Here is a 23608-nt window from a genome sequence, read left to right as displayed (position 1 = left end):
GCACTCGTTCCCGCGGAGGAGACATGAGTACAGACCGGTTCCGCGACCTGTCCAACACCGCCCTCGCCGGCCGGCTCGGCGTCCCGCGGGTCCCGCTGCTGCGCCGCTACGAGCCCGGCCAGCCGCTGCTGCCGGGTCCGGCCCTGGTGACGTCCGTGGGCGCGGGCCGGTTCGCCAAGCCGATCGCCGCGCTGGTCGAGGAGTCCGGCCAGCAGGTGGTCGACGAGGTGGGGGAGCAGAAGCTCGCCGCGGTCGTCGTCGACCTGACGGCGGCCACCACGCTCGACGACCTCGCCGCCGCCCGGGCGGTCCTCACCCCGGCCGTGCGGAAGCTGGCCCCCTCGGGGCGGCTGCTGCTGCTCGGCCCGGAGCCGGCGGAGGCATCGGCGGCCGCATCGACGGTCGGCTCCGCACGCTCCGCCTCGGGGTCGACGGTCGGCTCCGCACGCTCCGCCTCGGGGTCGACGGTCGGCTCCGCACGCTCCGCCTCGGGGTCGACGGTCGGCTCCGCACGCTCCGCCTCCGCATCCACGGTCGGCTCCGCACGCTCCGCCTCCGGCGGCGCCGAAGCGGCCGCGACCGCCCAGGCGCTCGACGGCCTGGTGCGCACCATCGCCAAGGAGCTGCGGGCGGGCGCGACCGCGAACCTGCTGGTCGTGGCGGCCGACGCGCCGCCGGCGGCCGTCGACAGCTCGGTGCGGTTCTTCCTGTCCGCCCGCTCGGCCTACGTCGACGGGCAGGTCGTCCGGATCGGGGCGCCGGTCGGGTCGCCGCAGGACCCGGCGCCGATGGACAGCCCGACGCTGCCGGAGAAGCCGCTGGCCGGGCGGGTCGCCGTGGTCACGGGAGCGGCCCGGGGCATCGGTGCGGCGATCGCGGACACCCTGGCCCGCGACGGGGCCACGGTGGTCGCCGTCGACATCCCGGCGGCCGGGGAGAACCTGGCGAAGGTGGCCAACCGCACCGGCGGCACGGCGTTGCAGCTCGACATCACCGCCGTCGACGCCCCGGAGCGGCTGATCGAGCACCTGAAGCAGCGCCACGGCCGGGTGGACCTGCTGGTGCACAACGCCGGCGTCACCCGGGACAAGCTGCTGGCCAACATGGACCCGGACCGGTGGAACGCGGTGCTGAACGTGAACCTGCGAGCCCAGCTGCGGATCACCGACGCGCTGCTCGCCGACGGCACCCTCCTGCAGGACGGCTCGCGGATCGTCTGCGTGTCCTCGCAGAGCGGCATCGCGGGCAACCGCGGGCAGGCGAACTACGTGGCGTCCAAGGCCGGGATCATCGGCATGGTCCGGGCGCTCGCCCCGGTCGTCGCCGAGCAGGGGGTGACGATCAACGCGGTCGCGCCGGGCTTCATCGAGACCGAGATGACCGCGAGGATGCCGCTGGGCACCCGCGAGGCCGGCCGCCGGGTCAACTCGCTGCGTCAGGGCGGGCTGCCGGTCGACGTCGCGGAGACGATCGGCTGGCTCGGTCAGGCGGAGTCCGGCGGGGTGAACGGGCAGGTCGTGCGGGTGTGCGGCCAGTCCGTGCTGGGGGCGTGATGATCGGTCTCTACGCGAAGGCGGCGGTCGGCGCGGTCCTGCCGGGCCGCGGGCGGTCGTTGCCGGACACCGTCCTCGAGCGGGCGGTCACCCCGGAGGTCGGGCACCTCGCGGACTATGCGCGGGTGTGCGGGTTCCCGCTGGGCGACACGCTGCCGCTGACGTTCCCGCACGTCCTGGCCTTCCCGCTGCAGGTCGAGCTGATGGCCGCACGGTCGTTCCCGCTCCCGCTACCGGGGCTCGTGCACGTCGCCAACCGGATCACGGCGCACCGCGCGATCGGGCTGGGCGAGCAGCTCGACCTCCGCGTGCGGGCCGAGCGCTTCGCCGCGCACCCGCGTGGGGCGCAGGTCGACCTGGTGGCCGAGGCGTCCGTCGGCGGCACGCCGGTCTGGCACGGGCGCAGCACCTACCTGGCCCGCGGCGCGCAGGCCCCGACCGGGCTCGCCGGCCAGCTGCCCGACCTGCCCGAGGTCGACGGGTCCGCGGCCGCGGTCTGGCGGGTCCCGGCGGACACCGGCCGGCGCTACGCCGCGGTCAGCGGGGACGTGAACCCGATCCACCTGAACCCGGTGACGGCCAAGGCGTTCGGCTTCCCGCGGGCGATCGCCCACGGCATGTGGACGGCGGCCCGGGCACTCGCCGCGCTGCAGGGCCGGGTGCCGGACGCGGCGACCTACGAGGTCGGCTTCCGCAAGCCGCTGCTCCTGCCGTCGACGGTGGAGTTGGTGACCGAGCCGGCGAAGGAGGGCTGGGACCTCGCCGTCCGGAACCGGCGGGGCGCGGTGCACCTGGCCGGGACGGTGCGGTAGCCAGCAGGGGAGCGGCGCGCAGCGGGCCTGCACAGGGGCGCCGAGGGCGGGGAGGTCGACGGGGTTCGGCCCGAGCGGGGCCGGCTGGTCCGCCGCGACCATCGGGTCGCGTCACGACTGTGGCCGCCACCCGTTCGGCCTAGACTCCCGCCCATGGCGGACCGTCAGCTGCGGCCCGGTGGTTTCGTGCTGGGGCTGCCGATCCGGCTGCTGCTCAGCGTCGCGGTGATCCTCGCGAACTTCGGCGGGGCGGCCGTGGTGTTCGTGCTGGCGGCGTGGGTGGTGCCGGACGGGCGGGTCGCCGATCCCGGGCAGGTCCGGCTGGTCAACATCGCCGTGTTCGCGGGCTACCTGGTCGTGGTCACGCCGCTGGGGCTCGTCGTCGGGCGGGCGCTGTTCCGGCTGCGCGGCCGCCGCGCCCGGACCGACCCGGCGAGGCGGGCGCGGCGGCTGGTGCTCCACGGCCCGCTGCGCCTCGTCGTCGTGCTGGGAGTCCTCTGGGCCGGCGCCGTCGTCCTGTTCGGACTGCTCAACCTGCAGTTCTCGGCGCGGCTCGCCTTCTCGGTGGCCGCCACGACCACCATCGGCGGGATCGCCACCTGCTCGCTGTCCTACCTGCTCGGCGAGCGGATCCTGCGCGGACCGGCCTCGGTGGTCCTGGCCGGGGTGCCGCCGCGCCGCCGGGCGCTGCCGGGCGTGCTGCTGCGCCCGGTGCTGTTCTGGGCGCTGGGCACGGCCGTCCCGGTGTCCGGGCTGCTCCTGGCCGGTACCACCGCACTGGTGTTCCGGGACGTCGGCGTGGACCGGCTGGCCGTCATGATCCTCGGGGTCGGTGGCGCCGCCCTGTTCGCAGGCCTGCTCACCACCATCGGCTCCGCCCGGTCCACCGCCGACCCCGTGACCGCCGTGCGCCGCGCGATGCAGCGGGTCGAGCAGGGCGAGCTCGACGTCACCGTGCCCGTCTACGACCACACCGAGCTGGGCCGGTTGCAGGCCGGGTTCAACACGATGGTCGAGGGGCTGCGGGAGCGGGAGCGGATCCGCGACCTGTTCGGCCGGCACGTCGGGTGGGACGTCGCCCGCGCCGCCGCCGCCTCCGACGACGCGGGGCTGGGTGGCGAGGTCCGCCGCGTCGCCGTCCTGTTCGTCGACCTGGTCGGCTCCACCGCGATGGCGACGGAGCGACCGGCGGCCGAGGTCGTCGAGGTGCTGAACGAGTTCTTCGCGGTGGTCGTCGGCGTGGTCGAGGAGCACGGCGGCTGGATCAACAAGTTCGAGGGCGACGCCGCGCTCGCCGTGTTCGGCGCGCCCGTCACGGTCGCCGACCCGGCCGGCCGTGCCCTGGCGGCCGCCCGGGCCCTCGGCGAGCGGCTCGCCGCCGAGATGCCCGAGCAGGCGGCGGGCATCGGCGTGTCCGCGGGCGACGCGGTGGCCGGCAACGTCGGCGACCCGCGGCGCTACGAGTACACCGTGATCGGCGACCCGGTGAACGAGGCCGCCCGGCTCACCGACCTGGCCAAGTCCCGCGGCGGGATCGCGGCGTCGGGCGCGGCGGTCGCCCTCGCCGACCCGGAGGAGGCGCGTCGCTGGGAGCTCGGCGAGCCGGTTGTGCTGCGCGGGCGCGGGGTGCCCACGGACATCGCGGTCCCGCGTTCCCGCAGCTCCGAACCGGTGGCGAGCGCGGACTGACCCTCGGGTGCTCCTCAGCCGGTGTTCTTCATCCCCGCCGCGATGCCGTTGATGGTGAGCAGGAGGGCGCGCTCGAGGTCCGCGTCCTCCCCGCCCCGCCGGCGGCGCTGGTCGAGCAGCTCGACCTGCAGGTGGTGCAGCGGTTCGAGGTAGCCGTTGCGCACCGCGAGGGTGTTGCGCAGCACCGGGTGCCTGGCCAGCAGCACCGAGCCGCCGGTCAGCGCCAGCACCTCGCGCCGCGTGCGCCCGTGCTCCGCCCGGATCATGTCGAACAGCCCTTGCTGCCCGGGGTCGACGAGCGCGGAGACGTAGTAGGAGGCGATCCGCAGATCCGTCTTGGCCAGCGTCATCTCGACGTTGCCGAGCAGGTTGGCGAAGAAGGCCCACTCGCGCATCTCGTCGAGGACCTCGCCGTAGCCCGCGTCCCGCGCCGCCGTCAGGCCGCTGCCCAGGCCGTACCAGCCGGGAACGACCATCCGCGTCTGCGTCCAGCCGAAGACCCAGGGGATCGCCCGCAGGTCGTCGAGCGAGGGGGTGCCCGTGCCCGGGCGCTTGGCCGGCCGGGAGCCCACGTTGAGCCGGCCCAGCTCGTCGACCGGGGTGGCCGCGGTGAAGAACTCCGGCAGTGCCGGGTCGCCGACCAGCTCGCGGTAGGCCCTCGTGCCCGCCTCGGACACGCACGTCATGACCTCGTCCCAACGGGCCAGGGTCTCGTCCGGCCAGCGGGAGGCCTTGTGCAGCACGCTCGCGTCGAGCATCGACGCGAGCAGGATCTCCAGGTTGTCGTGTGCCAGCGTGGGCAGCGAGTACTTGTCGGAGATGACCTCGCCCTGCTCGGTGAGCTTCATGGTGGCGTCGACCGAGCCGTAGGGCGCCGACGCGATCGCCTCGCCCGCCGGGCCGCCGCCGCGGCCGACGGAGCCGCCCCGGCCGTGGAAGAGGCGCAGCCGCACCCCGTGCCTCGCGGCGACGTCCCGCAGCTGCCGCTGGGCCCGGTGGATCTCCCACTGCGAGCTGGTGATGCCCGCGCCCTTGTTGGAGTCCGAGTACCCGAGCATGATCTCCTGCAGGTCGCCCCGGTTGCGGACCTGCTGCCGGTACCCGGGGTCGGCCAGCAGACCCTCCAGCAGCGGCCCGGCCTGGGAGAGCTCCTCCACCGTCTCGAACAGCGGCACCAGGTCCACCGACGAGCGCGGGTTCGTCCGCAGCTCCACCATGTAGGACTCGCGGGCGAGGACGGCGACGGCGAGCAGGTCGTCGACGTCCCGGGCCATCGACACGATGTAGGTCCGGGCGACCTCGGGCCCGAACTCGTGCTGGACCTCGTGCAGCATGTCGAAGGTCGCGATCACCTGGGCCGCCGCCTCGGGGACGCCGTAGTGCCGGCGGATCAGCGGCCGGTGCCCCTGCAGCTCCTTCGACAACAGCTCCCGGCGCTCCGGGCGGGTCAGCTCGGCGTAGGGCTTGTCGAGCTCGCCCAGCTCGTCGTAGATCGCGCCGAGGGCGTCGTGGTGCTTCTGGCTGTGCTCGCGGATGTCCAGCTCGGCGAGGTGCAGGCCGAGCGCCCCCGCCGCGCGGATCGCCCGGGCGAGGGTGCCGGCGGCGATCCGGGCGCCGAGGTGCCCGCGCAGCGAACGGTCCAGGACACCCAGGTCGGCCACGTACTCCGCCGCGCCCAGGTAGTCCCGCCCGGCGACGTGCGGGCCCCGGTTCGCGATCCGGGCGCGGGTGTTCTCCAACCGGGCCTGCACGTAGCTCAGGTGGAGCCGGTACGGCTCGTGGGCGTTGAGCCGGATGAAGCGGTCGTGGACCTCGGGCAGCGCGCGCCGGTCGCGGGCCAGCGTGCCACGCAGCTCCTCGGACACCCCCATCACCCGGGTGGAGATCGACAGCTCCTGGATCAGCTGCTCGACCAGCGCGCCGTGGATCTTCAGCGCGCGGTCCGAGTACAGCTCGAGAACCTCGCGGGTCACCTCGGGCGTGACGTTCGGGTTGCCGTCCCGGTCGCCGCCGACCCAGCAGCCCAGGCTCAGCGGGCGCGAGTCCGGCGGGACCTCGAAGCCGTGCGCGCGCACCTCGGCCTCGAACTCGCCGATCAGGTCGGGGACGGTGCGGGTGCCGAGCTGCTCCATGAACCAGGCGACGCCGCGGGCCTCGTCGGTCACCGTGGGTTTGCCGGGCCGGATCTCGTCGGTCTGCCAGAGCAGGTCGACGAGGGCGCCCAGCTCGTCGTCCGACGCCGCGTGGTCGAGCCCCTCGGCGACGCGCCGCAGGATCGCGAGCACGGACTGCCGGGAGGACTCGGTCGGGTGCGCGGTGAACACGGGCCGCAGCTGGGCCCGGGCCAGGACCTCCTGCACCGCGCCCCGGTCGGCCTCGGCGGCCAGCCGCTCCAGCACGGCGTGCAGCGGTCGGTGGTCGGCGGGGCGCAGGCTGCGCAGCTCGCGTGAGCGGTGCAGCTGCTCGGCGACGTTGGCCAGCTGGAAGTACTGGGAGAACGCCCGGGCGAGGACGACGGCGGTGCCGGTGTCGAGGCCGGAGAGCCGGTCGGTGACGGCATCGGGGTCGCCGCCCTCCCCGGCCGCCTCCCGGGCGAGCTTGCGGACCTCCTCCACCAGCTCCAGCACCTCGTCGCCGGCCTGCAGGGCGACGGTGCGGCCGAGCATCGTCGACAGCCTGCGGATGTCGGCGCGCAGGGCGTTGTGCTCGGTCTCGGAGACGACACCGGAGTGCGCCGCCAGGGAGTCCGGGGCGAGGAGTTCGGGGCGGTGGGCGCTCGCGGTCACCGTGGTGGGGCTCCGTTCACGGGAGGGGCCGCTCGCGGCGTCGGGAACGGCGGGACTACCGGCCATCGTCGCCCCTGGACCCGGGCGGGGCCATTGCTGGCGGGAGGCCGTAACCCGCCGTTGACATGCCGCCCGAACCGCTGTGCGCGGTCAGTGGTGCCGGAGCACCACGGACCGCGCACGGGCGGCGGAGCCGCAGGTCAGCTGGGGACGGCGTCCAGGTCGGTGGCGAGCAGCTCGGCCAGCGCGTCGAGCGAGGTCTCGCCCGCGGCGTCGTCCGAGCTGGTCAGGACGACCTCCTCCCCGGAGTTCACGCCCAGCCCCAGCACCGAGAGGATGCTGCGGGCGTCGACCGGGCCGCGGTTGCCCGCGGCGATGGTGACCTTCGCGGGCTGCTGCCCGGCGGCCTTGCAGAACAGGTTGGCGGGGCGGGCGTGCAGCCCCACGGACGATCCGACCTTCACGCGGCGCTCGGCCATGGTGTCTCCTTCGACTCTCAGGCGTGGGCGGCGGCGCGGGGCGCCGACGCGGACTCGGTGGTGGCGGCGGCCTTCTTCTGGCCCACCGACTTGAGGACGATGACGATCGCCGCGGAGACGAGCGTCCCGACGAGGATCGCCACCAGGTAGCCGAACGGGTTGCCGATCAGCGGGACCACGAAGATGCCGCCGTGCGGGGCCCGCAGTGTGGAGCCGAAGGCCATCGACAGGGCGCCGGTCACGGCGGACCCCGCCATGAGCGACGGGATGACGCGCAGCGGGTCGGCGGCGGCGAAGGGGATGGCACCCTCGGTGATGAAGGACGCCCCGAGCAGCCAGGCGGCCCGGCCGTTCTCGCGCTCGGCCTCGGTGAACAGCTTCTTGCGGACGGTGGTGGCCAGCGCCATGGCCAACGGCGGGGTCATCCCGGCGGCCATCACCGACGCCATGATCAGCAGCGCGGTCTGCGAGTTGGTGGACAGCCCGGCGACGGCGAAGGCGTACGCGGCCTTGTTCACCGGGCCGCCCATGTCGAAGGCCATCATCAGGCCGAGCAGGGCGCCGAGCAGGATCGCGTTGCTGCCGGACAGGCCGTTGAGCCAGTCGGTGAGGCCGGTCGTGACGGCGGCGAGCGGCTGCCCGATCACCACGAACATGATCCCGCCGATGATCGCCGTGCCGACCAGCGGCAGCACCAGCACCGGCATGATCCCGGCGATCGCCCTGGGGGCCTTCCACTTCTTCATCCAGAAGACGAGGCCACCGGCGAGCAGGCCGGAGGCGAGGCCGCCGATGAAGCCGGCCCCGACCTCGACGGCGACCAGGCCGCCGACGAAGCCGGGCACGAGCGCCGGCCGGTCGGCGATCGCGTAGGCGATGAACCCGGACAGCACCGGTACGAGCAGCCCGAAGGCCAGCGAGCCGAGCTGGAACAGCAGGGCCGCCCAGCTGGTGTGCGAGGTCCAGGAGAAGCTCTCGGTGACGGACGGGGCGTCGGTGATCTGGTAACCGCCGAGCGCGAAGCCCAGGGCGATCAGCAGGCCACCGGCTGCGACGAACGGGATGACGTACGAGACGCCGGTCATCAGCCAGCCGCGGACCTTCGACGCGGTCCCGGGGCCGGTCTGCTTGACTGCGGGCTGCGGCTCGGCGGCGGCCGGTGCGGAGCCCTTCGGCGCCGCCTCGGCCGCGGCCACGGCCTGCTCGATCAGGCCCGGCGCCCCGCCGATCGCCTTCTTCACTCCGGCGGTCACCGTGGGCAGGTGGGCGAACCGGTCCTTGTCCCGGACCTCGACGTCGGCGGCGAGGATGATCGCGTCGGCCTCGGCGAGCTGCTCCGGGGTGAACGGGGTGGAGCCGGCCGAACCCTGCGTCTCGACGACGATCTCGTGCCCGGCCTCCTCCGCCGCGACCTCGAGGGCCTCGGCGGCCATGTAGGTGTGCGCGATGCCCGTCGGGCACGCGGTGACGGCCAGGATCTTCACGCCCCGACCTCCTTCGCGATGTAGTCGGCGACGTGCCCGGCGTCGGTCGCGCCGAGGAGCTCGTCCTTGAACGCCTTGCGGACCAGGCGGCGGGCCAGCGCGGCCAGCACCGTCATGTGGTCGGTGTTCCCGCCCTCCGGGGCGGCGATCATGAAGACGAGCCGGGCGGGCCCGTCCTCGGCGCCGAAGTCGACGCCGTCGGTGCTGCGGCCGAACGCGAGGCTCGGCACGGTGACGGCCGCGGACCGGCAGTGCGGGATGCCGATGCCGCCCTCGAGGCCGGTGGGCATCTGCTGCTCGCGGGCTTCGATGTCGGCGAGGAACTGCGCCAGGTCGGTCACCCGGCCGGCCTTCTGCAACCGCTCGGCGAGCGCCTGGACCGCCGCCCGGCGGTCGGTCGAGGGCAGGTCGAGGTCGACGAGATCGGCGGTGATCAGCTGGTCGGTCATGCTGCGTCTCCAGTGAGGACGAGGTCGGCGTGCGGGATCCCGACGCGGACGTCGGCGAGCGGGAGTTCGTGGGGCCCGGGCATCTCGCTGCCCGGCAGGCGACAGGCGGCGGCGCCGTACGCGACGGCGCGCGCCAGGGCGTCCGGCCCGGCACCCCCGGCGGCCAGGAACCCGGCCAGGGTGGCGTCGCCGGCGCCGACCGTGCTGCGCACGGTGACGGGCGGGGTGGCGGCGTGGTACTCGCCGGACTCCTCGACCAGCAGGGCGCCGCCGGCGCCGAGGCTGACCAGGACCGCGCCGACCCCGGCGGCGCGGAGCTCGCGGGCCGCGGCGAGGACGTCGCCGAGGCTGTCGAGAGGTCTGCCGACCAGTTCGGCCAGCTCCTCGTGGTTGGGTTTGACCAGGTCCGGCCGCGCCGCGACGGCGGCGGCGAGCGGGGCCCCGCTGGTGTCCACGGCCGTGCGCGCGCCCGCCCGCCGGACGAGGGTGGCGTGGAAGTCCACCGGCATCCCCTCGGGCAGGGAACCGCAGGTCACCAGCCACTCGGCGCCGTGGGAGCGGGCCACGGCCTGCTCGGTGACCTCCGCGACCTCGTCCGCGGTGAGCACCGGACCGCTCTCGTTGATCTTCGTCGTGGTGCCGTCCGGCTCCACGAGGGTGATGTTGGAGCGGGTGGCGCCGTGGATCGGCACGGTGACGGCGGGGACGCCCAGGGCGTCGAGCAGGCCGTTGAGCCGCCCGCCCGGGGCGCGGCCCGAGGGCAGCACCGCGAGGGCGTCGACGCCGGCGCGGGTGAGGGCACGGGCGACGTTCACGCCCTTGCCGCCCGGGTCCAGCCGTACGGACAGGGCGCGATGCACCTCGCCGCGGACCAGCCCGGCCAGCTCGACGGTCCGGTCGAGGCTGGGGTTGGGGGTGACGGTGACGATCATCATTGCGCCTCCGCGGGACGGAGTACGTCGGCGCGCAAGGCTTCACCTCCTCGTGAAGTCGTGGGATCGAGAGGTCGGGTCAGGCTCGGACGACCCGGGGACCCGCGGCCTCGATGGCGGCGGTGGCGGCGTCGTCGAGCCCGGTGTCGGTGACCAGGGCGTCGACCTGGTCCAGCGGCGCGAAGCGGACGAACTGGTCGGTGCCGTACTTGGCGGCGTCGGCCAGCACCACGGCGCGACGGCCGGCGACGATCATGGCCCGCTTGGCGGCGGCCTCGGCCGGGTCGGGCGTGGTGAGCCCGCGCTCCGGGGAGAAACCGTTGGTGCCGAGGAACGCGACGTCGACGGTGAGGGTGGCCAGCGTGTCCGTCGCCCAGTCGTCGACCGCGGCCATGGTGGTGCCACGGACGCGCCCGCCGAGCAGCCGCAGCACGATGTTCGGCCGCGTGGCGAGCATCGAGGCGATCGGCAGCGAGTTGGTGACGACGGTCAGCTCCCGGTCGGTCGGCAGGACCGAGGCGAGGCGGGCGGTGGTGGTGCCGGCGTCGAGCAGGACGGTCAGGCAGCCCTCGAGCTCGGCGAGGGCGGCCTTGGCGATGCGCTCCTTCTCCGGGCCGGCCACGGCGTCGCGCTGGCCGATGGCGGGCTCGAAGTCGAGGCGGTCGGCGGGGATGGCACCGCCGTGCACCCGGCGGACGAGGCCCTGGCGCTCCAGGGTGCCGAGGTCGCGCCGGATGGTCTCCGGGGTGACCTGCAGCTCCTCGGCCACGGCACCGACGTCGACCCGGCCCGCTTCGCGGGTACGGGTGAGGAGCCACTGCTGACGCTCCGCTGCGTACATCTTCGTTCGCCTCCGGATCGGTGCCCGAATGTGCTTGCTTGTTTCCGAGTATGTGGGTTTTACTGGGGTTCGTCAACGGGTCACGCCGAAGTCATCCGAACGGATCGAGGGAGTTCGCAATGCAGCTGAACGGCATCCCTGCCAGTCCCGGACGTGCGGGAGGGCGCGTCGTGCGGGTCGCCGACGCCCCCGGTGAGCCGCCGGTCGGGCCCGTTCCCACCGATCCGGACACGGAAGCGGGCAGGATCGGACCCGCGATGGGGCTCGTCTCGGCCCGCCTGCAGGCCCGCGCCGACGCCGCGTCGGGCGACGCCAGGGACGTCCTCGAGGCGACGATCACCATGGTCGGCGACCCGGCCCTGCTCGAGAACGCCGAGAACCTCGTGCGCGAGGGCGGCCGTCCCGCGTCCCGCGCGGTGTGGGAGGCCGCCAACACCTTCGCCGACATGCTCGCCGCCATGGGCGGCTACATGGGCGAGCGCGCGACGGACGTCCGCGACGTCCGCGACCGGATCGTCGCCGAGCTGCAGGGTTTGCCCGCGCCGGGCGTGGCCGATCTCGCCACGCCCGCGGTCCTCGTGGCCGCCGACCTCGCACCGGCCGACACCGCCGGCCTGCGCCCCGGGATCGCGCTCGCGCTGGTGACCGAGCAGGGTGGGCCCACCAGCCACACCGCGATCCTGGCCCGGTCACTCGGCATCCCGGCCGTCGTCGGGTGCGCGGGGGCGCGGGAACTGGTCGAGGACGGCTTCGTCGTGGTCGACGGGACCACCGGCACCGTCGAGGAGGTCGGCTCGGCCGAGGAGGCGGCCGTGATCGCCGAGGCGGTCGAGGCCGCGGAGTGGGACGGCGTCGGCCGGACCGCCGACGGGCACCTCGTCCCGCTGCTCGCCAACGTCGGCGACGCCGACGGTGCCGCCGCGGCGGCCGAGCGGCGGGCCCAGGGCGTGGGCCTGTTCCGCACCGAGCTCGCCTTCCTCTCCGCGGCCGAGGAGCCCTCGGAGAAGCGCCAGCGCGAGGTCTACGACGGCGTGCTCGGTGCCTTCGCCGGCAAGCCGGTGACCGCCCGCACGCTCGACGCCGGCGCCGACAAGCCGTTGCCCTTCCTGACCCTGGAGGGCGAGCCCAACCCGGCGCTGGGCGTGCGGGGCCTGCGGATCGCGCGGGTGCCCGGGATCGGCGCCGACGTCCTGGAGCGCCAGCTGGCCGGGCTGGCCGCGGCGGCGAAGGAGACCGGGGCCGAGCTGAAGGTGATGGCGCCGATGGTCGCCACCGCCGAGGAGGCGCGGTTCTTCGTGCAGCGCTGCCGGGCGCACGGGATCACCAGTGCGGGCGTGATGATCGAGATCCCGGCGGCCGTGCTGGTGGCGCCGGAGATCATGACGGAGGTCGACTTCGTGTCCGTCGGCACGAACGACCTGGCCCAGTACCTGTTCGCCGCGGACCGCCAGTCCGGGCCGGTCGCCGCGCTCAACGACCCCTGGCAGCCCGCCCTGCTCCGGCTGATCCGGATGCTCGGCGAGGCGTCCGCGGTGACGGGCGTCCCGGTGGGGGTGTGTGGTGAGGCTGCGGCCGACCCGGCGCTCGCCCCGGTGCTGGTGGGACTGGGCGTCGCGACGCTGTCGATGGGGTCCGGTTCGCTCGCCGCGGTCGGTGCCGCGCTCGCCGGCCTCACCCTCGAGCAGTGCCGGGCCATGGCTGCGGTGGCCTGCGCCGCTCCGGACCCGATCGCTGCGCGTCGCGCGGTGCAGGGAGTCGTCGGGCATGATCGCTAATCTCGTGCGCCGGCGGTGCCACGGAGAGCCGTGAGCGCAGCGCGGCGGTGATCACGGTCTGTGCAGGCGGAGTCAGGTGCTGACCGCCGCCTGCCCCAGGGCCTCCGTGAGCAGCGCGCGGACGTGCGCGCTCTCCGCGGTGTAGTAGATGAACGTCCCCTCGCGTCGCCCCTCGACCAGCCCGGCGAGCCGCAGCTTGGCGAGGTGCTGGCTCACCGCCGTGGGGGCGGCGCCGACCAGCTCGGCGAGGCAGGCGACCGAGGTCTCGCCCTGCAGGAGCGCCCAGAGGATCTTGATGCGGGTGGGGTCGGCGAGCAGGCGCAGGGAATCGGCCGCCCGGCGGACATCCTGCTCGGACGGCATCGCGAAGTCCGGGATGCCCTGGTGCACGCCCGCAGTCTAGCCAACACCTGAGCGCCCGTGCAGGTGTCCGGCTCACTCGTCGGCTGACTGCGTACCTTCGTGCCTACGCAGGTATGTTGACGTGCATGCTGTCCCTGCCCGAGGTGCGGAGCGCCGCGCTGGCCCTGCTCTGCTTCGCCGTCGCGGTCCCCGCCGACCTGCTCGGGGCGCCGTGGCCGCTCGTCGCCCTGCTCTACGCCGCCTGCTACGTCACGGGCGGCCGGGAGCCGGCGTGGTCCGGGCTGCAGGCACTGCGCGAGCGGACCCTCGACGTCGACCTGTTGATGATCGTCGCCGCGCTCGGCGCCGCCGCGATCGGCCAGCACCTGGACGGCGCGCTGCTGATCGTGATCTTCGCGAGCTCGGGTGCGCTGGAGGCGGTGATGACGGCGCGGACCCGCGCGAGCATCACCGGGTTGCTCGACCTGGCCCCGGAGACCGCCCAGCGGGTCGTCGACGAGCGCGAGGAGCGGGTCCGGGCCGCGGATCTGGTGGTCGGGGACGAGGTCGTCGTACGGCCGGGGGAGAAGATCCCCGCCGACGGTACGGTCCGCGACGGCGCCACCGACGTCGACGCCTCCACCCTCACCGGCGAGCCGCTGCCGGTCCGGCGCGGGCCCGGCGACCAGGTCTTCGCAGGCACGCTCAACGGCACCGGGACGGTGCGCGTCCGGGTCGACCGGGACCCGGGGGACACGGTGGTGGCCGGGATCGCCGCGCAGGTGGAGCGGGCGGCCGAGACCAAGTCGAAGCGACAGCTCTTCGTCGAGAAGGTGGAGCAGCGCTACTCGGTGGTGGTCGTGGTGGCCGCGCTGGCGCTGCTGGTGGTGCCGCTGCTCGCCGGCGCCGACTTCCGCGAGACCCTGCTCCGCGCGATGACCTTCATGATCGTCGCGTCGCCCTGCGCCGTGGTGCTCGCCACCATGCCCCCGTTGCTCGCCGCGGTCGCCGTCGCGGGCCGGCGCGGCGTGCTGCTGAAGGACGCCGGTGTGGTCGAGGCGCTGGCCGAGGTCGACGCGGTCGCCCTGGACAAGACCGGCACCGTCACCCGGGGCCGTCCCGAGGTCCGGGCCGTCGAGCCCGTCGACGGTCGCCCGGCCGACGAGCTGCTCGCCCTCGCCGCCGCGGTGGAGGAGGGCTCGGAGCACGTCCTGGGCCGGGCCGTCGTCGGCGAGGCCCGCCGCCGCGGCCTGCTGGTCCCCGAGGTCCGTGACTTCGCTGCGCTGCCCGGCGAGGGTGTGCGGGCGGTGCTGCCCGATGCCGCTGCGCCCGACGGCGACACGGCCACGTCCCGATCGGCCCTCGCACACCGGAACGGCGGGAGGGTCGTCGTCTCGGTCGGACGGCCCGTCGGGGACGAGGCGCCGGAGCAGCTCGCCGTGGTGGCGCGGGAGGGGCACACCGCGGTCGTGGTGCGGGTGGACGAGGCGCCGGTCGGCCTGCTGGTACTGGCCGACGAGCTGCGCCCCGGTGCTGCGGAGGCCGTCGCGGCGGTCCGCGAGGCCGTCGCCCCGCCCGTCCTGCTGACCGGCGACGCCGAGGGCCCGGCCCGGCGGGTGGCCGACCGGATCGGGATCGGCGAGGTGCGCGCCGGGCTGCTGCCCGCCGACAAGGCCGCGACCGTCGAGGAGCTCGAGCGCGGCGGCCGTCGCGTGCTCGCCGCCGGGGACGGCCTCAACGACGCCCCGCTGCTCGCGACCGCGCACGTCGGGCTGGCCGTCGGCGAGGGCGCCGGCACGCTGTCGGTCGAGGCGGCCGACGGCGTGCTCCTGCGGGACCCGCTCGGTGCGCTCGCCCCGCTGGCCGGGCTCGCCCGCCGGGCCCGCCGGGTCGCGCGGGCGAACCTGGCGTTCGCCGCGGCCGTCATCGCAGGCCTGGTGACCTGGGACCTGGTGGGGACGCTGCCCCTGGCCCTGGGGGTGGCCGGGCACGAGCTGTCGACGGTGCTCGTGTGCCTCAACGGGTTGCGGCTGCTGATCCGGCCGGGCTGGCCCGCGGGTGGGTCAGAGCGCCTCGAGCGCCGCGAGCGCCATGCGGCGGAGCAGCCCGGCGACCTCGTCGGGAGCCGCCCGTGAGCCGCTGTGCGGGGTGGAGTTGAGCAGCCCGAAGGTGCCGTGCGCGGCGACCCGGGCGGTGTCGGGGTCGAGCCCCGGGTGCAGCCGGCGCAGGGTGTCGACCCAGATCTCGACGTAGGTGCGCTGCAGCCGGCGGACCCGGCGCCGGTCCGCCTCGGGCAGGTTGTCGAGATCGCGGTCCTGCACGACGATCAGCTCCGGCTCGCGCAGGGCGAACTCGAGCTGGAAGTCCACCAGCGCGGCCAGCACCTCGTCCGGCTCGCCCGTCGCCCGCTCGCGCCCGCCGGCGAGCAGCCGATCGCTGATGTCCACGAGCAGCTCGGCGAGCAGCGCCTCCTTGCCCGGGAAGTGCCGGTAGAGGGCCGGTCCGCTGATGCCGACGGCGGCGCCCAGCTCGGCGATGCTCACCCCGTGGAAGCCGTGCCGGGCGAACAGGACGGCGGCCGTGCGGAGGATCTGCTCCCGCCGGGAGGGTGCGTTGTCGACCCGCGGCGCCGCCATCGGGCCAGCGTAGCGCCTTCGGGTTAACGTCCGCTAACGCGCCCGCGCCGGATGCCCCGGCTCAGCCGCGGCACAGGACGGGGCACCTACCCTGGTCCCATGGCCCGCGACCCGGACCCGGACCCCGCCGCGGGGTCCGTCGCTGTCCCGGACCGCTCGTCGGGTCCGTTCGGTGCCCTGCGGGACCGGCTCCGCGCCCGGCTCGGGGTCCGGACGACGACGGCGCTGGCCGCCGCGCTCACCGTCGGCGTCGTACTCCTCGTGGCCGGGGCCATCCTGGTCCTCGGCCTCGACTGGCTGCTCCGGATGCAGCTGGCCAACGCCGCCACCCAGCAGGCGACCCAGCTCGGCGACCGGGTCGCGGCGAACTTCGCCGACAGCGAGGACGTCAAGCGCAACGCCATCCAGGCCACCGGCAAGCGCTCCGACCTCGTCGAGGTCGTCACCGACTACAACAACGACCCCGACCGCCCGTCGGACGTCCAGAACATCGGCTCCTCCGACCCGCTGCCGAAGTATCCCCTCATGACGGACGTGCGGGCCGAGCCGGACGAGGTCGAGGTCGTCGACTCCACCTGGATCACGCTGAACGACGGCAAGCACGAGGAGGTGCTGGTCGTCGTCAAGGGCTACGAGTTCCCGCCGACCGGCCAGCCCTTCTGGGTCCTCGCCGCCCAGCCGCTGGACTTCCTGCACCGGGCCGTGGAGACGGTGCTGGCGATGGTGCTCGTCGGCATCCCGGTGCTGGTGGTGCTGGTCGGCGGGTTCACCTACTTCTTCGCCGGCCGCGCGCTGCGCCCGGTCGAGGCCATCCGCACCCGGGTGGCGCGCATGTCCGACCGCGATCTCGGCACGCGCGTGCCCGTGCCACCCGCGCGCGACGAGGTGGGCCGGCTCGCCGCGACCATGAACCAGATGCTCGGCCGGCTGGAGAGCGCGCAGTCGAACCAGCGCCGGTTCGTCGCCGACGCCAGCCACGAGCTGCGCAGCCCGCTCGCCACGATCGCGTCGGGGCTGGAGCTGCTGGCCGGGTCGGTCGACCCGGCCGACGCGTCGACGGTCCGGACCCTGCGTGGCGAGACGAGCCGCCTCGACCGGCTCGTCGACGGCCTGCTGCTGCTCGCCCGCTCGGACGAGCGCGGGCTGCAGCCCCGTCGCGAGGACGTCGACCTCGACGAGATCGTGGAGGCCGAGCGCGGCCGCCCCTCCGACGTCGGCGGGGTGGCACCCGAGGTGCGCGCCGAGCCGGTCCGGGTCTCCGGTGACCGTGCGCAGTTGGTCCGCGCGGTCCGGAACCTCGTCGACAACGCGCGCCGGCACGCCACCTCCCGGGTCCTGGTCACGGTGCGGGCCGAGGGCCCCGACGCGGTGGTCGACGTGGCCGACGACGGGCCCGGCGTCCCACCCGAGGCCCGGGACCGCGTCTTCGAGCGGTTCGTCCGACTGGACGAGGCCCGCGCCCGGTCGGACGGCGGCTCCGGGCTCGGGCTCGCGATCGTGCGCGAGATCCTCGCGGTGCACGACGGCGGCGTCGAGGTGCTCGACTCGCCGCTCGGCGGGGCACTGTTCCGGTTGCGGCTGCCCCGTGTCGTGTCCGAGCCGGGGGAACCGGGCCTGCCGGAGGGCACGGAGGCCGCCGAGGGGCCGCCGGGGGACGGCGACCTGCGGGACGATCGCCCGACGGGTCCGCTGCCCCTCCTCACCTCACCCCCGCCGAAGCGGGCGACGGCGCCGATGCCGCGTGAGCAGGACGGGCCGCGCGAGCAGCCGACCGCGCCGGTGGCGCGTGAGCAGGAGACGGCGCCGGTGGCCCAGCCCTCACCGGTGGCCCAGCCCTCACCGGTGCCGCGCGGGACCGGGCGGGACGAGCGGGTGCGGCGGGCCACCTCGGTCCCGATCCGGCTCGGCGACGCCCGCTCGCCGGCGGACGTCAACCCGACGGCGCCGATCCGCGTCGTCCGGCCGCCCTCCCGTTGACCCGGGCCGGGCCGCCGGGCGGCCGGACGCGGTCAGGCCGGGGCGACCATCCGGTACCCGACGCCGCGCAGCGTCTCGATGGACCGGGTTCCGAACGGAGCGTCGATCTTCTTCCGGAGGTAGCCGACGTAGACCTCGACGACGTTGACCTCGCCCTCGTAGTGGGCGTCCCAGACCGCGCGCAGGATGTCCGTCTTGGTCACGACCTCGCCCGCGTGCCGCATGAGGTGCTCGAGCACGCCGAACTCGCGCGGCGTCAGGGTGATCTCGGCGTCGCCGCGGTGCACCCGGTGCCGGGCGGGGTCGAGCCGCAGGTCGCCCACGGAGAGCACGGTCGGCCGGGCGTCGCCTGCGCGCCGCTGCAGGGCGCGGAGCCGGGCCAGCAGCACGACGAACGAGAACGGCTTGGTGAGGTAGTCGTCGGCGCCGAGGTCGAAGGCGTCGGCCTCGTCGTACTCGCCGTCCTTCGCGGTCAGCATGAGCACCGGGGTCCACACCCCGGCGCCCCGGATCTGCTGCAGGATCCGGTAGCCGGACAGGCCGGGGAGCATGATGTCGAGGATGACCACGTCGTAGCCGCCGTGAACGGCGGCGTCGAGACCCGAGGGGCCGTCGTGCCGGACGTCGACCGCGTGGCCCTCGCGGGCCAGCCCGCGGCGGACCATCTCGGCCAGCGGACGCTCGTCCTCCACCAGCAGCAGGCGCACGGGGAGCACCGTAGGCGGCGCGGCTGTGACGTTCCTGAGGGACGGCTCGGCACATCGGCGGCGGGGCTGGCGCTTGTGGTTAACGAGCGCTAACGTTGTTAACGATCGCTAACCGATCCGACGAGGGACGGCAGATGCAGGGAGTGGCGAGGCGGTCCGGAGCGGCGGCTCCGGTGCTGGGCACGAAGGTCGACCCCGGGGACGGGCAGTTCGCGCGGAACGCGGAGTCGCACCGGTCGTTGGTGGCCGACCTGAACGCGCAGCTGGCGGCGGCGCGGCTGGGCGGTCCGGAGCGGTCGCGGGCGCGGCACCTGGAGCGCGGCAAGATGCTGCCGCGGGACCGGGTGGACTCGCTGGTGGATCCGGGGTCGCCCTTCCTGGAGCTCTCGCCGCTGGCGGCGCACGGGCTCTACGGCGGGGACGCGCCGGCCGCGGGGATGATCACCGGGGTCGGGCGGATCGCGGGCCGGGAGTGCGTGATCGTGGCCAACGACGCCACGGTCAAGGGCGGCACCTACTACCCGATGACGGTGAAGAAGCACCTGCGGGCGCAGGAGGTGGCGCTGCACAACCGGCTGCCGTGCGTGTACCTGGTGGACTCGGGCGGTGCGTACCTGCCGGCGCAGGACGAGGTGTTCCCGGACCGGGAGCACTTCGGGCGGATCTTCTACAACCAGGCGCAGATGTCGGGGCGGGGGATCCCGCAGATCGCGGCGGTGCTGGGCTCGTGCACCGCGGGTGGCGCGTACGTGCCGGCGATGAGCGACGAGGCGGTGATCGTCCGCAACCAGGGGACGATCTTCCTGGGTGGGCCGCCGCTGGTGAAGGCGGCGACCGGTGAGGTCGTCACGGCCGAGGAGCTGGGCGGCGGCGACCTGCACTCGAAGATCTCCGGCGTCACGGATCACCTCGCGAACGACGACGCGCACGCGCTGCGGATCGTCCGGTCGATCGTGGGGACGCTCGGGCCGCGCGTGCCGGCTCCGTGGGAGCGGATCGCGACCGAGGAGCCGGTGGTCGACCCGGCCGAGCTGTACGGGGCGGTGCCGACGGACTCCCGGATCCCCTACGACGTGCGCGAGGTGATCGCACGGGTCGTGGACGGGTCGCGCTTCGGAGAGTTCAAGGCCGAGTACGGCACCACGCTGGTCACGGGCTTCGCGCACATCCACGGGCACCCGGTGGGGATCATCGCGAACAACGGGATCCTGTTCTCGGAGTCGGCGATGAAGGGCGCGCACTTCATCGAGCTGTGCGACCAGCGCGGGATCCCGCTGGTGTTCCTGCAGAACATCACCGGGTTCATGGTCGGCCGCGAGTACGAGGCCGGCGGGATCGCCCGCAACGGCGCGAAGCTGGTCACGGCGGTGGCCTCGACCCGGGTGCCGAAGCTGACCGTGGTGATCGGCGGGTCGTTCGGCGCGGGGAACTACGCGATGTGCGGGCGGGCCTACTCGCCGCGGTTGTTGTTCATGTGGCCCAACGCCCGGATCTCGGTCATGGGCGGCGAGCAGGCCGCGACGGTGCTCGGCACCGTCGGCTCCGGCGCCGGCAACGGGGACGCGGCGGCGCAGGAGGATCTCAAGGAGCGGATCCGCGCGCAGTACGAGACCCAGGGGCACCCCTACTACTCCACCGCCCGGATCTGGGACGACGGCGTGATCGACCCCGCCGACACCCGCACGGTCCTGGGCCTGAGCCTGTCGATCGCCGCGAACGCCCCGCTGGGCGACCCGGCCTTCGGCGTCTTCCGGATGTGAGGGACATGCACCGACACCGTCCGCCGCACAACAGTGCCGTTCGTGCGGAGCTAGTGCACGAGAGTGCCGTTCGTGCGGACCTACTGCACAAGAGTGCCGTTCGTGCGGACCTACTGCACAAGAGTGCCGTTCGTGCGGACCTACTGCACGAGAGTGCCGTTCGTGCAATGACCGGGGAGGGGTGTTGATGTTCTCGACCGTGCTCGTGGCGAACCGCGGGGAGATCGCGGTCCGCGTCATCCGCACCCTGCGCGCGCTCGGCGTCCGGTCCGTGGCCGTGTACTCCGACGCCGATGCGGGCGCCCCGCACGTGGCCGCCGCGGACGTCGCCGTGCGGCTCGGGCCCGCGGCCGCGTCGGAGTCCTACCTGGCGATCGACACCGTGATCGAGGCGGCGAAGGCCACCGGGGCGGAGGCGATCCACCCCGGCTACGGCTTCCTTTCCGAGAACACCGCCTTCGCCGCGGCGTGCGAGGCGGCGGGGATCGTGTTCGTCGGCCCGCCGTCCAGCGCGATCGAGGCGATGGGCGACAAGATCCGCGCCAAGCAGACCGTGGCCAAGGCGGGCGTCCCGGTGGTGCCGGGTTCGGACGGGGTCGGGCTCTCCGACGCCGATCTGGCCCTGGCCGTCGAGCAGGTCGAGTTCCCGGTGCTGCTCAAGCCCTCCGCGGGCGGCGGCGGCAAGGGCATGCGCGAGGTCCACCGGGCCGAGGACCTGGCCGATGCCATCGCGTCCGCGCGCCGGGAGGCCCGCAGCTCGTTCGGCGACGACACCCTGCTGGTCGAACGGCTGATCACCACGCCGCGCCACATCGAGATCCAGGTGCTGGCCGACACGCACGGCAACGTGGTGCACCTGGGCGAGCGGGAGTGCTCGCTGCAGCGCCGCCACCAGAAGATCGTCGAGGAGGCCCCGTCCCCGCTGCTGTCCCCCGAGCAGCGGGAGGCGATGGGCCGCGCGGCCTGCGAGGCCGCCCGGGCCTGCGGGTACGTCGGCGCGGGCACCGTGGAGTTCATCGTCGGCGGCGACTCCGGGACGGGCGGGGAGGAACTCGAGTTCTTCTTCATGGAGATGAACACGCGGCTGCAGGTGGAGCACCCGGTGACCGAGGAGGTCTACGGCATCGACCTGGTCGAGGCGCAGCTGCGGGTCGCGGCCGGGGAGCGGGCGCCGTGGCCGGCCGAGCGGGTGCCGCGCGGGCACGCGATCGAGGTCCGGGTCTACGCCGAGGACCCGGCCGCGGGCTTCCTGCCCACCGGCGGGCGGATCCTGGCCCTGCGCGAGCCGGCCGACCTGCCCGGGGTCCGGGTGGACTCCGGGATCGCCGAGGGCGGGGTCGTCGGCTCGGACTACGACCCGATGCTCTCGAAGATCATCGCGCACGGTGCGGACCGGGCCGAGGCGCTGGGCCGGCTCGACGCCGCTCTGGCCGACACCGTGCTGCTCGGGCTCGGCACCAACATCGGATTCCTCCGCGCGCTGCTCGCCGACCCCGACGTCCGGGCCGGGAACCTCGACACCGGGCTGGTCGGGCGCCGGCTCGAGGCGTTGACGGGGCAGGACCTGCCGGCCGACGTCGTCGGGGTGGCCACCGGGCTCGCCCTGCTCGACCTCGAGCCGCCCGACACCGGTACGGGCGAGGTCGTCGACCCGTTCGACATCCCCGGCGGCTGGCGCGTCGGCGAGGCCGCCTGGACCACCCGGCGCCTGGTCGTCGCCGGGCACGAGCCGGTCGAGGTCCGCTCCCGCGGCCGCGTCGCCGACGCGCAGCTGTCCGTCGACGGCGGCGAGCCCTTCGGCACGTCGACCCGGCCCGTGGCGGGTGGCGTCACGCACGTACAGGCTGGGGTGACCAGGGAGTACGCGGTCGCTCGGGACGAGTCCGGGGTGCACTGGATCGGACGCGACGGCCTGGCCTGGGCCGTGCGCGAACAGGAGGCCCTCGAGGCCGCGGCCGAGGAGGCCGCCGCCGGGGCGGGCGGGCCCGTGCTCTCCCCGATGCCCGGCACCGTGACCGTCGTGGAGGTCACCGAGGGTCAGCCGGTCACGGCGGGGCAGACGCTGGTCGTGGTCGAGGCCATGAAGATGGAGCACGTGCTCACCGCGCCCGTCGACGGCACGGTCCGCGAACTGCGGGCCCGCCCCGGCGGGACGGTCGCGAAGGACGCCGTCCTCCTCGTCGTCGAGGGGGACACCGAAGGAGAAACCGATGGCAGCGTTTGATTCTCATGGTGAGCTGTCCGAGGAGCACGCGGCACTGCGGGCGACGGTCGAGGACTTCGCGCAGAAGGAGGTCGCCCCGGTCATCGGGGAGTTCTACGAGCGCGGCGACTTCCCGTACGACCTGGTGCGCAAGATGGGGGCGATGGGCCTGTTCGGCCTGCCGATCGCCGAGGAGTACGGCGGAATGGGCGGCGACTACTTCGCCCTCTGCCTCGCGCTGGAGGAGCTGGCCCGGGTCGACTCCTCCGTCGCGATCACCCTGGAGGCGGGCGTCTCGCTCGGCGCCATGCCGATCAGCCGGTTCGGCACCGATGAGCAGAAGGCGAAGTGGCTGCCGCAGCTCGCCGCGGGCGAGAAGCTCGGCGCCTTCGGGCTCACCGAGCCCGGCGGCGGGTCGGACGCGGGCGCCACCCGCACCACCGCGAAGCTCGACGGCGACGAGTGGGTGATCAACGGTTCGAAGTGCTTCATCACCAACTCCGGCACCGACATCACCGAGCTCGTCACGGTCACCGCGGTCACCGGCGAGCGGGACGGCAAGAAGGAGATCTCCGCGATCGTCGTGCCGTCCGGGACGCCCGGGTTTACGGTGAGCGAGAAGTACTCGAAGGTCGGCTGGTCGGCGTCGGACACCCGCGAGCTGTTCTTCGACGACGTCCGGGTGCCGGCCGGGAACCTGCTCGGCGAGCGCGGCCGGGGCTACGCCCAGTTCCTGTCCATCCTGGACGAGGGGCGCATCGCGATCGCCGCGCTCTCGGTCGGGCTGGCGCAGGGCTGCGTCGACGAGTCGCTGCGCTACGCCCACGAGCGCGAGGCCTTCGGTCACCCGATCGGCCACTACCAGGCGATCCAGTTCAAGATCGCCGACATGGAGGTCCGGGCGCACACCGCGCGGCTGGCCTACTACGCGGCCGCGGCGAAGATGCTCCAGGGCCAGCCGTTCAAGAAGGAGGCGGCCATCGCGAAGCTGGTGTCCTCCAACGCGGCGATGGACAACGCCCGGGACGCCACGCAGATCTTCGGCGGCTACGGCTTCATGAACGAGTACCCCGTCGGCCGCTTCTACCGGGACGCCAAGATCCTGGAGATCGGCGAGGGCACCTCGGAGGTCCAGCGCATGCTCATCGCCCGGCACCTCGGCCTGTAGCGGCGTGGCCTGCAG

18 protein-coding genes are annotated in these 23608 nt (G+C 74.4%); 9 read left to right on the top strand and 9 right to left on the bottom strand.

What is annotated here, in order from left to right; translation table 11 throughout:
• Nucleotides 1-23 precede the first annotated feature (23 nt).
• The 3 genes from ACL02T_RS28745 (at nucleotide 24) to ACL02T_RS28735 (ending at nucleotide 4054) form a co-directional block, all read left to right on the top strand.
• Nucleotides 24-1553 carry a 3-oxoacyl-ACP reductase gene (locus ACL02T_RS28745; RefSeq protein ID WP_412833919.1) on the top strand — a complete coding sequence of 510 codons (1530 nt, stop codon included), beginning with the start codon at nucleotides 24-26 and terminating at the stop codon, nucleotides 1551-1553.
• Nucleotides 1553-2365, top strand: a complete 813-nt coding sequence (locus tag ACL02T_RS28740) for a MaoC/PaaZ C-terminal domain-containing protein (protein ID WP_412833955.1) — start codon at nucleotides 1553-1555, stop codon at nucleotides 2363-2365. The genes ACL02T_RS28745 and ACL02T_RS28740 overlap by 1 nt, the downstream gene beginning before the upstream one ends.
• Nucleotides 2366-2518: 153 nt before the next feature.
• On the top strand, nucleotides 2519-4054 hold the full coding sequence (locus ACL02T_RS28735) for an adenylate/guanylate cyclase domain-containing protein (RefSeq protein WP_412833918.1): 1536 nt from the start codon (nucleotides 2519-2521) through the stop codon (nucleotides 4052-4054).
• Between the two features lie 14 nt (nucleotides 4055-4068).
• Here ACL02T_RS28735 and ppc read toward each other — a convergent pair whose 3' ends face one another.
• From ppc to ACL02T_RS28705, 6 genes are all read right to left on the bottom strand, one after another.
• Nucleotides 4069-6840: a phosphoenolpyruvate carboxylase gene (ppc, locus tag ACL02T_RS28730; protein WP_412833917.1), complete on the bottom strand. Its 2772-nt coding sequence runs from the start codon at nucleotides 6838-6840 to the stop codon at nucleotides 4069-4071.
• Between the two features lie 200 nt (nucleotides 6841-7040).
• Nucleotides 7041-7319 carry an HPr family phosphocarrier protein gene (locus tag ACL02T_RS28725; protein WP_412833916.1) on the bottom strand — a complete coding sequence of 93 codons (279 nt, stop codon included), beginning with the start codon at nucleotides 7317-7319 and terminating at the stop codon, nucleotides 7041-7043.
• A gap of 17 nt (nucleotides 7320-7336) precedes the next feature.
• Nucleotides 7337-8803 carry a PTS fructose transporter subunit IIC gene (locus tag ACL02T_RS28720; protein ID WP_412833915.1) on the bottom strand — a complete coding sequence of 489 codons (1467 nt, stop codon included), beginning with the start codon at nucleotides 8801-8803 and terminating at the stop codon, nucleotides 7337-7339.
• The gene (locus tag ACL02T_RS28715; RefSeq protein WP_412833914.1) at nucleotides 8800-9252 is read right to left on the bottom strand and encodes a PTS sugar transporter subunit IIA; all 453 of its coding nucleotides are present in this window, start codon (nucleotides 9250-9252) and stop codon (nucleotides 8800-8802) included. The genes ACL02T_RS28720 and ACL02T_RS28715 overlap by 4 nt, the downstream gene beginning before the upstream one ends.
• On the bottom strand, nucleotides 9249-10184 hold the full coding sequence (pfkB, locus tag ACL02T_RS28710; RefSeq protein WP_412833954.1) for a 1-phosphofructokinase: 936 nt from the start codon (nucleotides 10182-10184) through the stop codon (nucleotides 9249-9251). Before pfkB ends, ACL02T_RS28715 begins: the two co-directional genes overlap by 4 nt.
• Nucleotides 10185-10263: 79 nt before the next feature.
• Complete coding sequence (locus ACL02T_RS28705; protein WP_412833913.1) at nucleotides 10264-11025, bottom strand: DeoR/GlpR family DNA-binding transcription regulator; 762 nt, start codon at nucleotides 11023-11025, stop codon at nucleotides 10264-10266.
• Nucleotides 11026-11144: 119 nt separating this feature from the next.
• On the opposite strand from ACL02T_RS28705, the gene ACL02T_RS28700 reads away from it, so the two are divergent.
• On the top strand, nucleotides 11145-12800 hold the full coding sequence (locus ACL02T_RS28700) for a phosphoenolpyruvate--protein phosphotransferase (RefSeq protein ID WP_412833912.1): 1656 nt from the start codon (nucleotides 11145-11147) through the stop codon (nucleotides 12798-12800).
• Between the two features lie 72 nt (nucleotides 12801-12872).
• Here ACL02T_RS28700 and ACL02T_RS28695 read toward each other — a convergent pair whose 3' ends face one another.
• Nucleotides 12873-13190, bottom strand: coding sequence for an ArsR/SmtB family transcription factor (locus ACL02T_RS28695; protein WP_412833911.1), 318 nt, complete (start codon nucleotides 13188-13190; stop codon nucleotides 12873-12875).
• 98 nt (nucleotides 13191-13288) lie between these two features.
• Here ACL02T_RS28695 and ACL02T_RS28690 point away from each other — a divergent pair, with 98 nt between their 5' ends.
• Complete coding sequence (locus ACL02T_RS28690; protein WP_412833910.1) at nucleotides 13289-15277, top strand: heavy metal translocating P-type ATPase; 1989 nt, start codon at nucleotides 13289-13291, stop codon at nucleotides 15275-15277.
• On the opposite strand, the gene ACL02T_RS28685 is transcribed toward ACL02T_RS28690, so the two are convergent.
• Nucleotides 15206-15778, bottom strand: coding sequence for an SACE_7040 family transcriptional regulator (locus ACL02T_RS28685; protein ID WP_412833909.1), 573 nt, complete (start codon nucleotides 15776-15778; stop codon nucleotides 15206-15208). The two genes, ACL02T_RS28690 and ACL02T_RS28685, sit on opposite strands and share 72 nt — an antisense overlap.
• Before the next feature lie 99 nt (nucleotides 15779-15877).
• Here ACL02T_RS28685 and ACL02T_RS28680 point away from each other — a divergent pair, with 99 nt between their 5' ends.
• On the top strand, nucleotides 15878-17755 hold the full coding sequence (locus ACL02T_RS28680) for a sensor histidine kinase (RefSeq protein WP_412833908.1): 1878 nt from the start codon (nucleotides 15878-15880) through the stop codon (nucleotides 17753-17755).
• A gap of 32 nt (nucleotides 17756-17787) precedes the next feature.
• On the opposite strand, the gene ACL02T_RS28675 is transcribed toward ACL02T_RS28680, so the two are convergent.
• The gene (locus ACL02T_RS28675; RefSeq protein ID WP_412833907.1) at nucleotides 17788-18462 is read right to left on the bottom strand and encodes a response regulator transcription factor; all 675 of its coding nucleotides are present in this window, start codon (nucleotides 18460-18462) and stop codon (nucleotides 17788-17790) included.
• A 134-nt stretch (nucleotides 18463-18596) separates the two neighbouring features.
• Between ACL02T_RS28675 and ACL02T_RS28670 the strand changes: the two genes are divergently transcribed.
• From ACL02T_RS28670 to ACL02T_RS28660, 3 genes are all read left to right on the top strand, one after another.
• Nucleotides 18597-20222 carry a carboxyl transferase domain-containing protein gene (locus ACL02T_RS28670; RefSeq protein ID WP_412833906.1) on the top strand — a complete coding sequence of 542 codons (1626 nt, stop codon included), beginning with the start codon at nucleotides 18597-18599 and terminating at the stop codon, nucleotides 20220-20222.
• Nucleotides 20223-20409: 187 nt separating this feature from the next.
• Nucleotides 20410-22446: an acetyl/propionyl/methylcrotonyl-CoA carboxylase subunit alpha gene (locus ACL02T_RS28665; protein ID WP_412833905.1), complete on the top strand. Its 2037-nt coding sequence runs from the start codon at nucleotides 20410-20412 to the stop codon at nucleotides 22444-22446.
• Nucleotides 22433-23593, top strand: a complete 1161-nt coding sequence (locus tag ACL02T_RS28660; RefSeq protein WP_412833904.1) for an acyl-CoA dehydrogenase family protein — start codon at nucleotides 22433-22435, stop codon at nucleotides 23591-23593. Before ACL02T_RS28665 ends, ACL02T_RS28660 begins: the two co-directional genes overlap by 14 nt.
• The last annotated feature ends 15 nt before the right edge of the window (nucleotides 23594-23608 follow it).

It is taken from the genome of Pseudonocardia oceanicola (genome assembly GCF_047200735.1).
GTDB lineage: Bacteria > Actinomycetota > Actinomycetes > Mycobacteriales > Pseudonocardiaceae > Pseudonocardia.
Note: the sequence above shows the minus strand (reverse complement) of the source record. Positions and strands in the feature narration are given on the sequence as shown.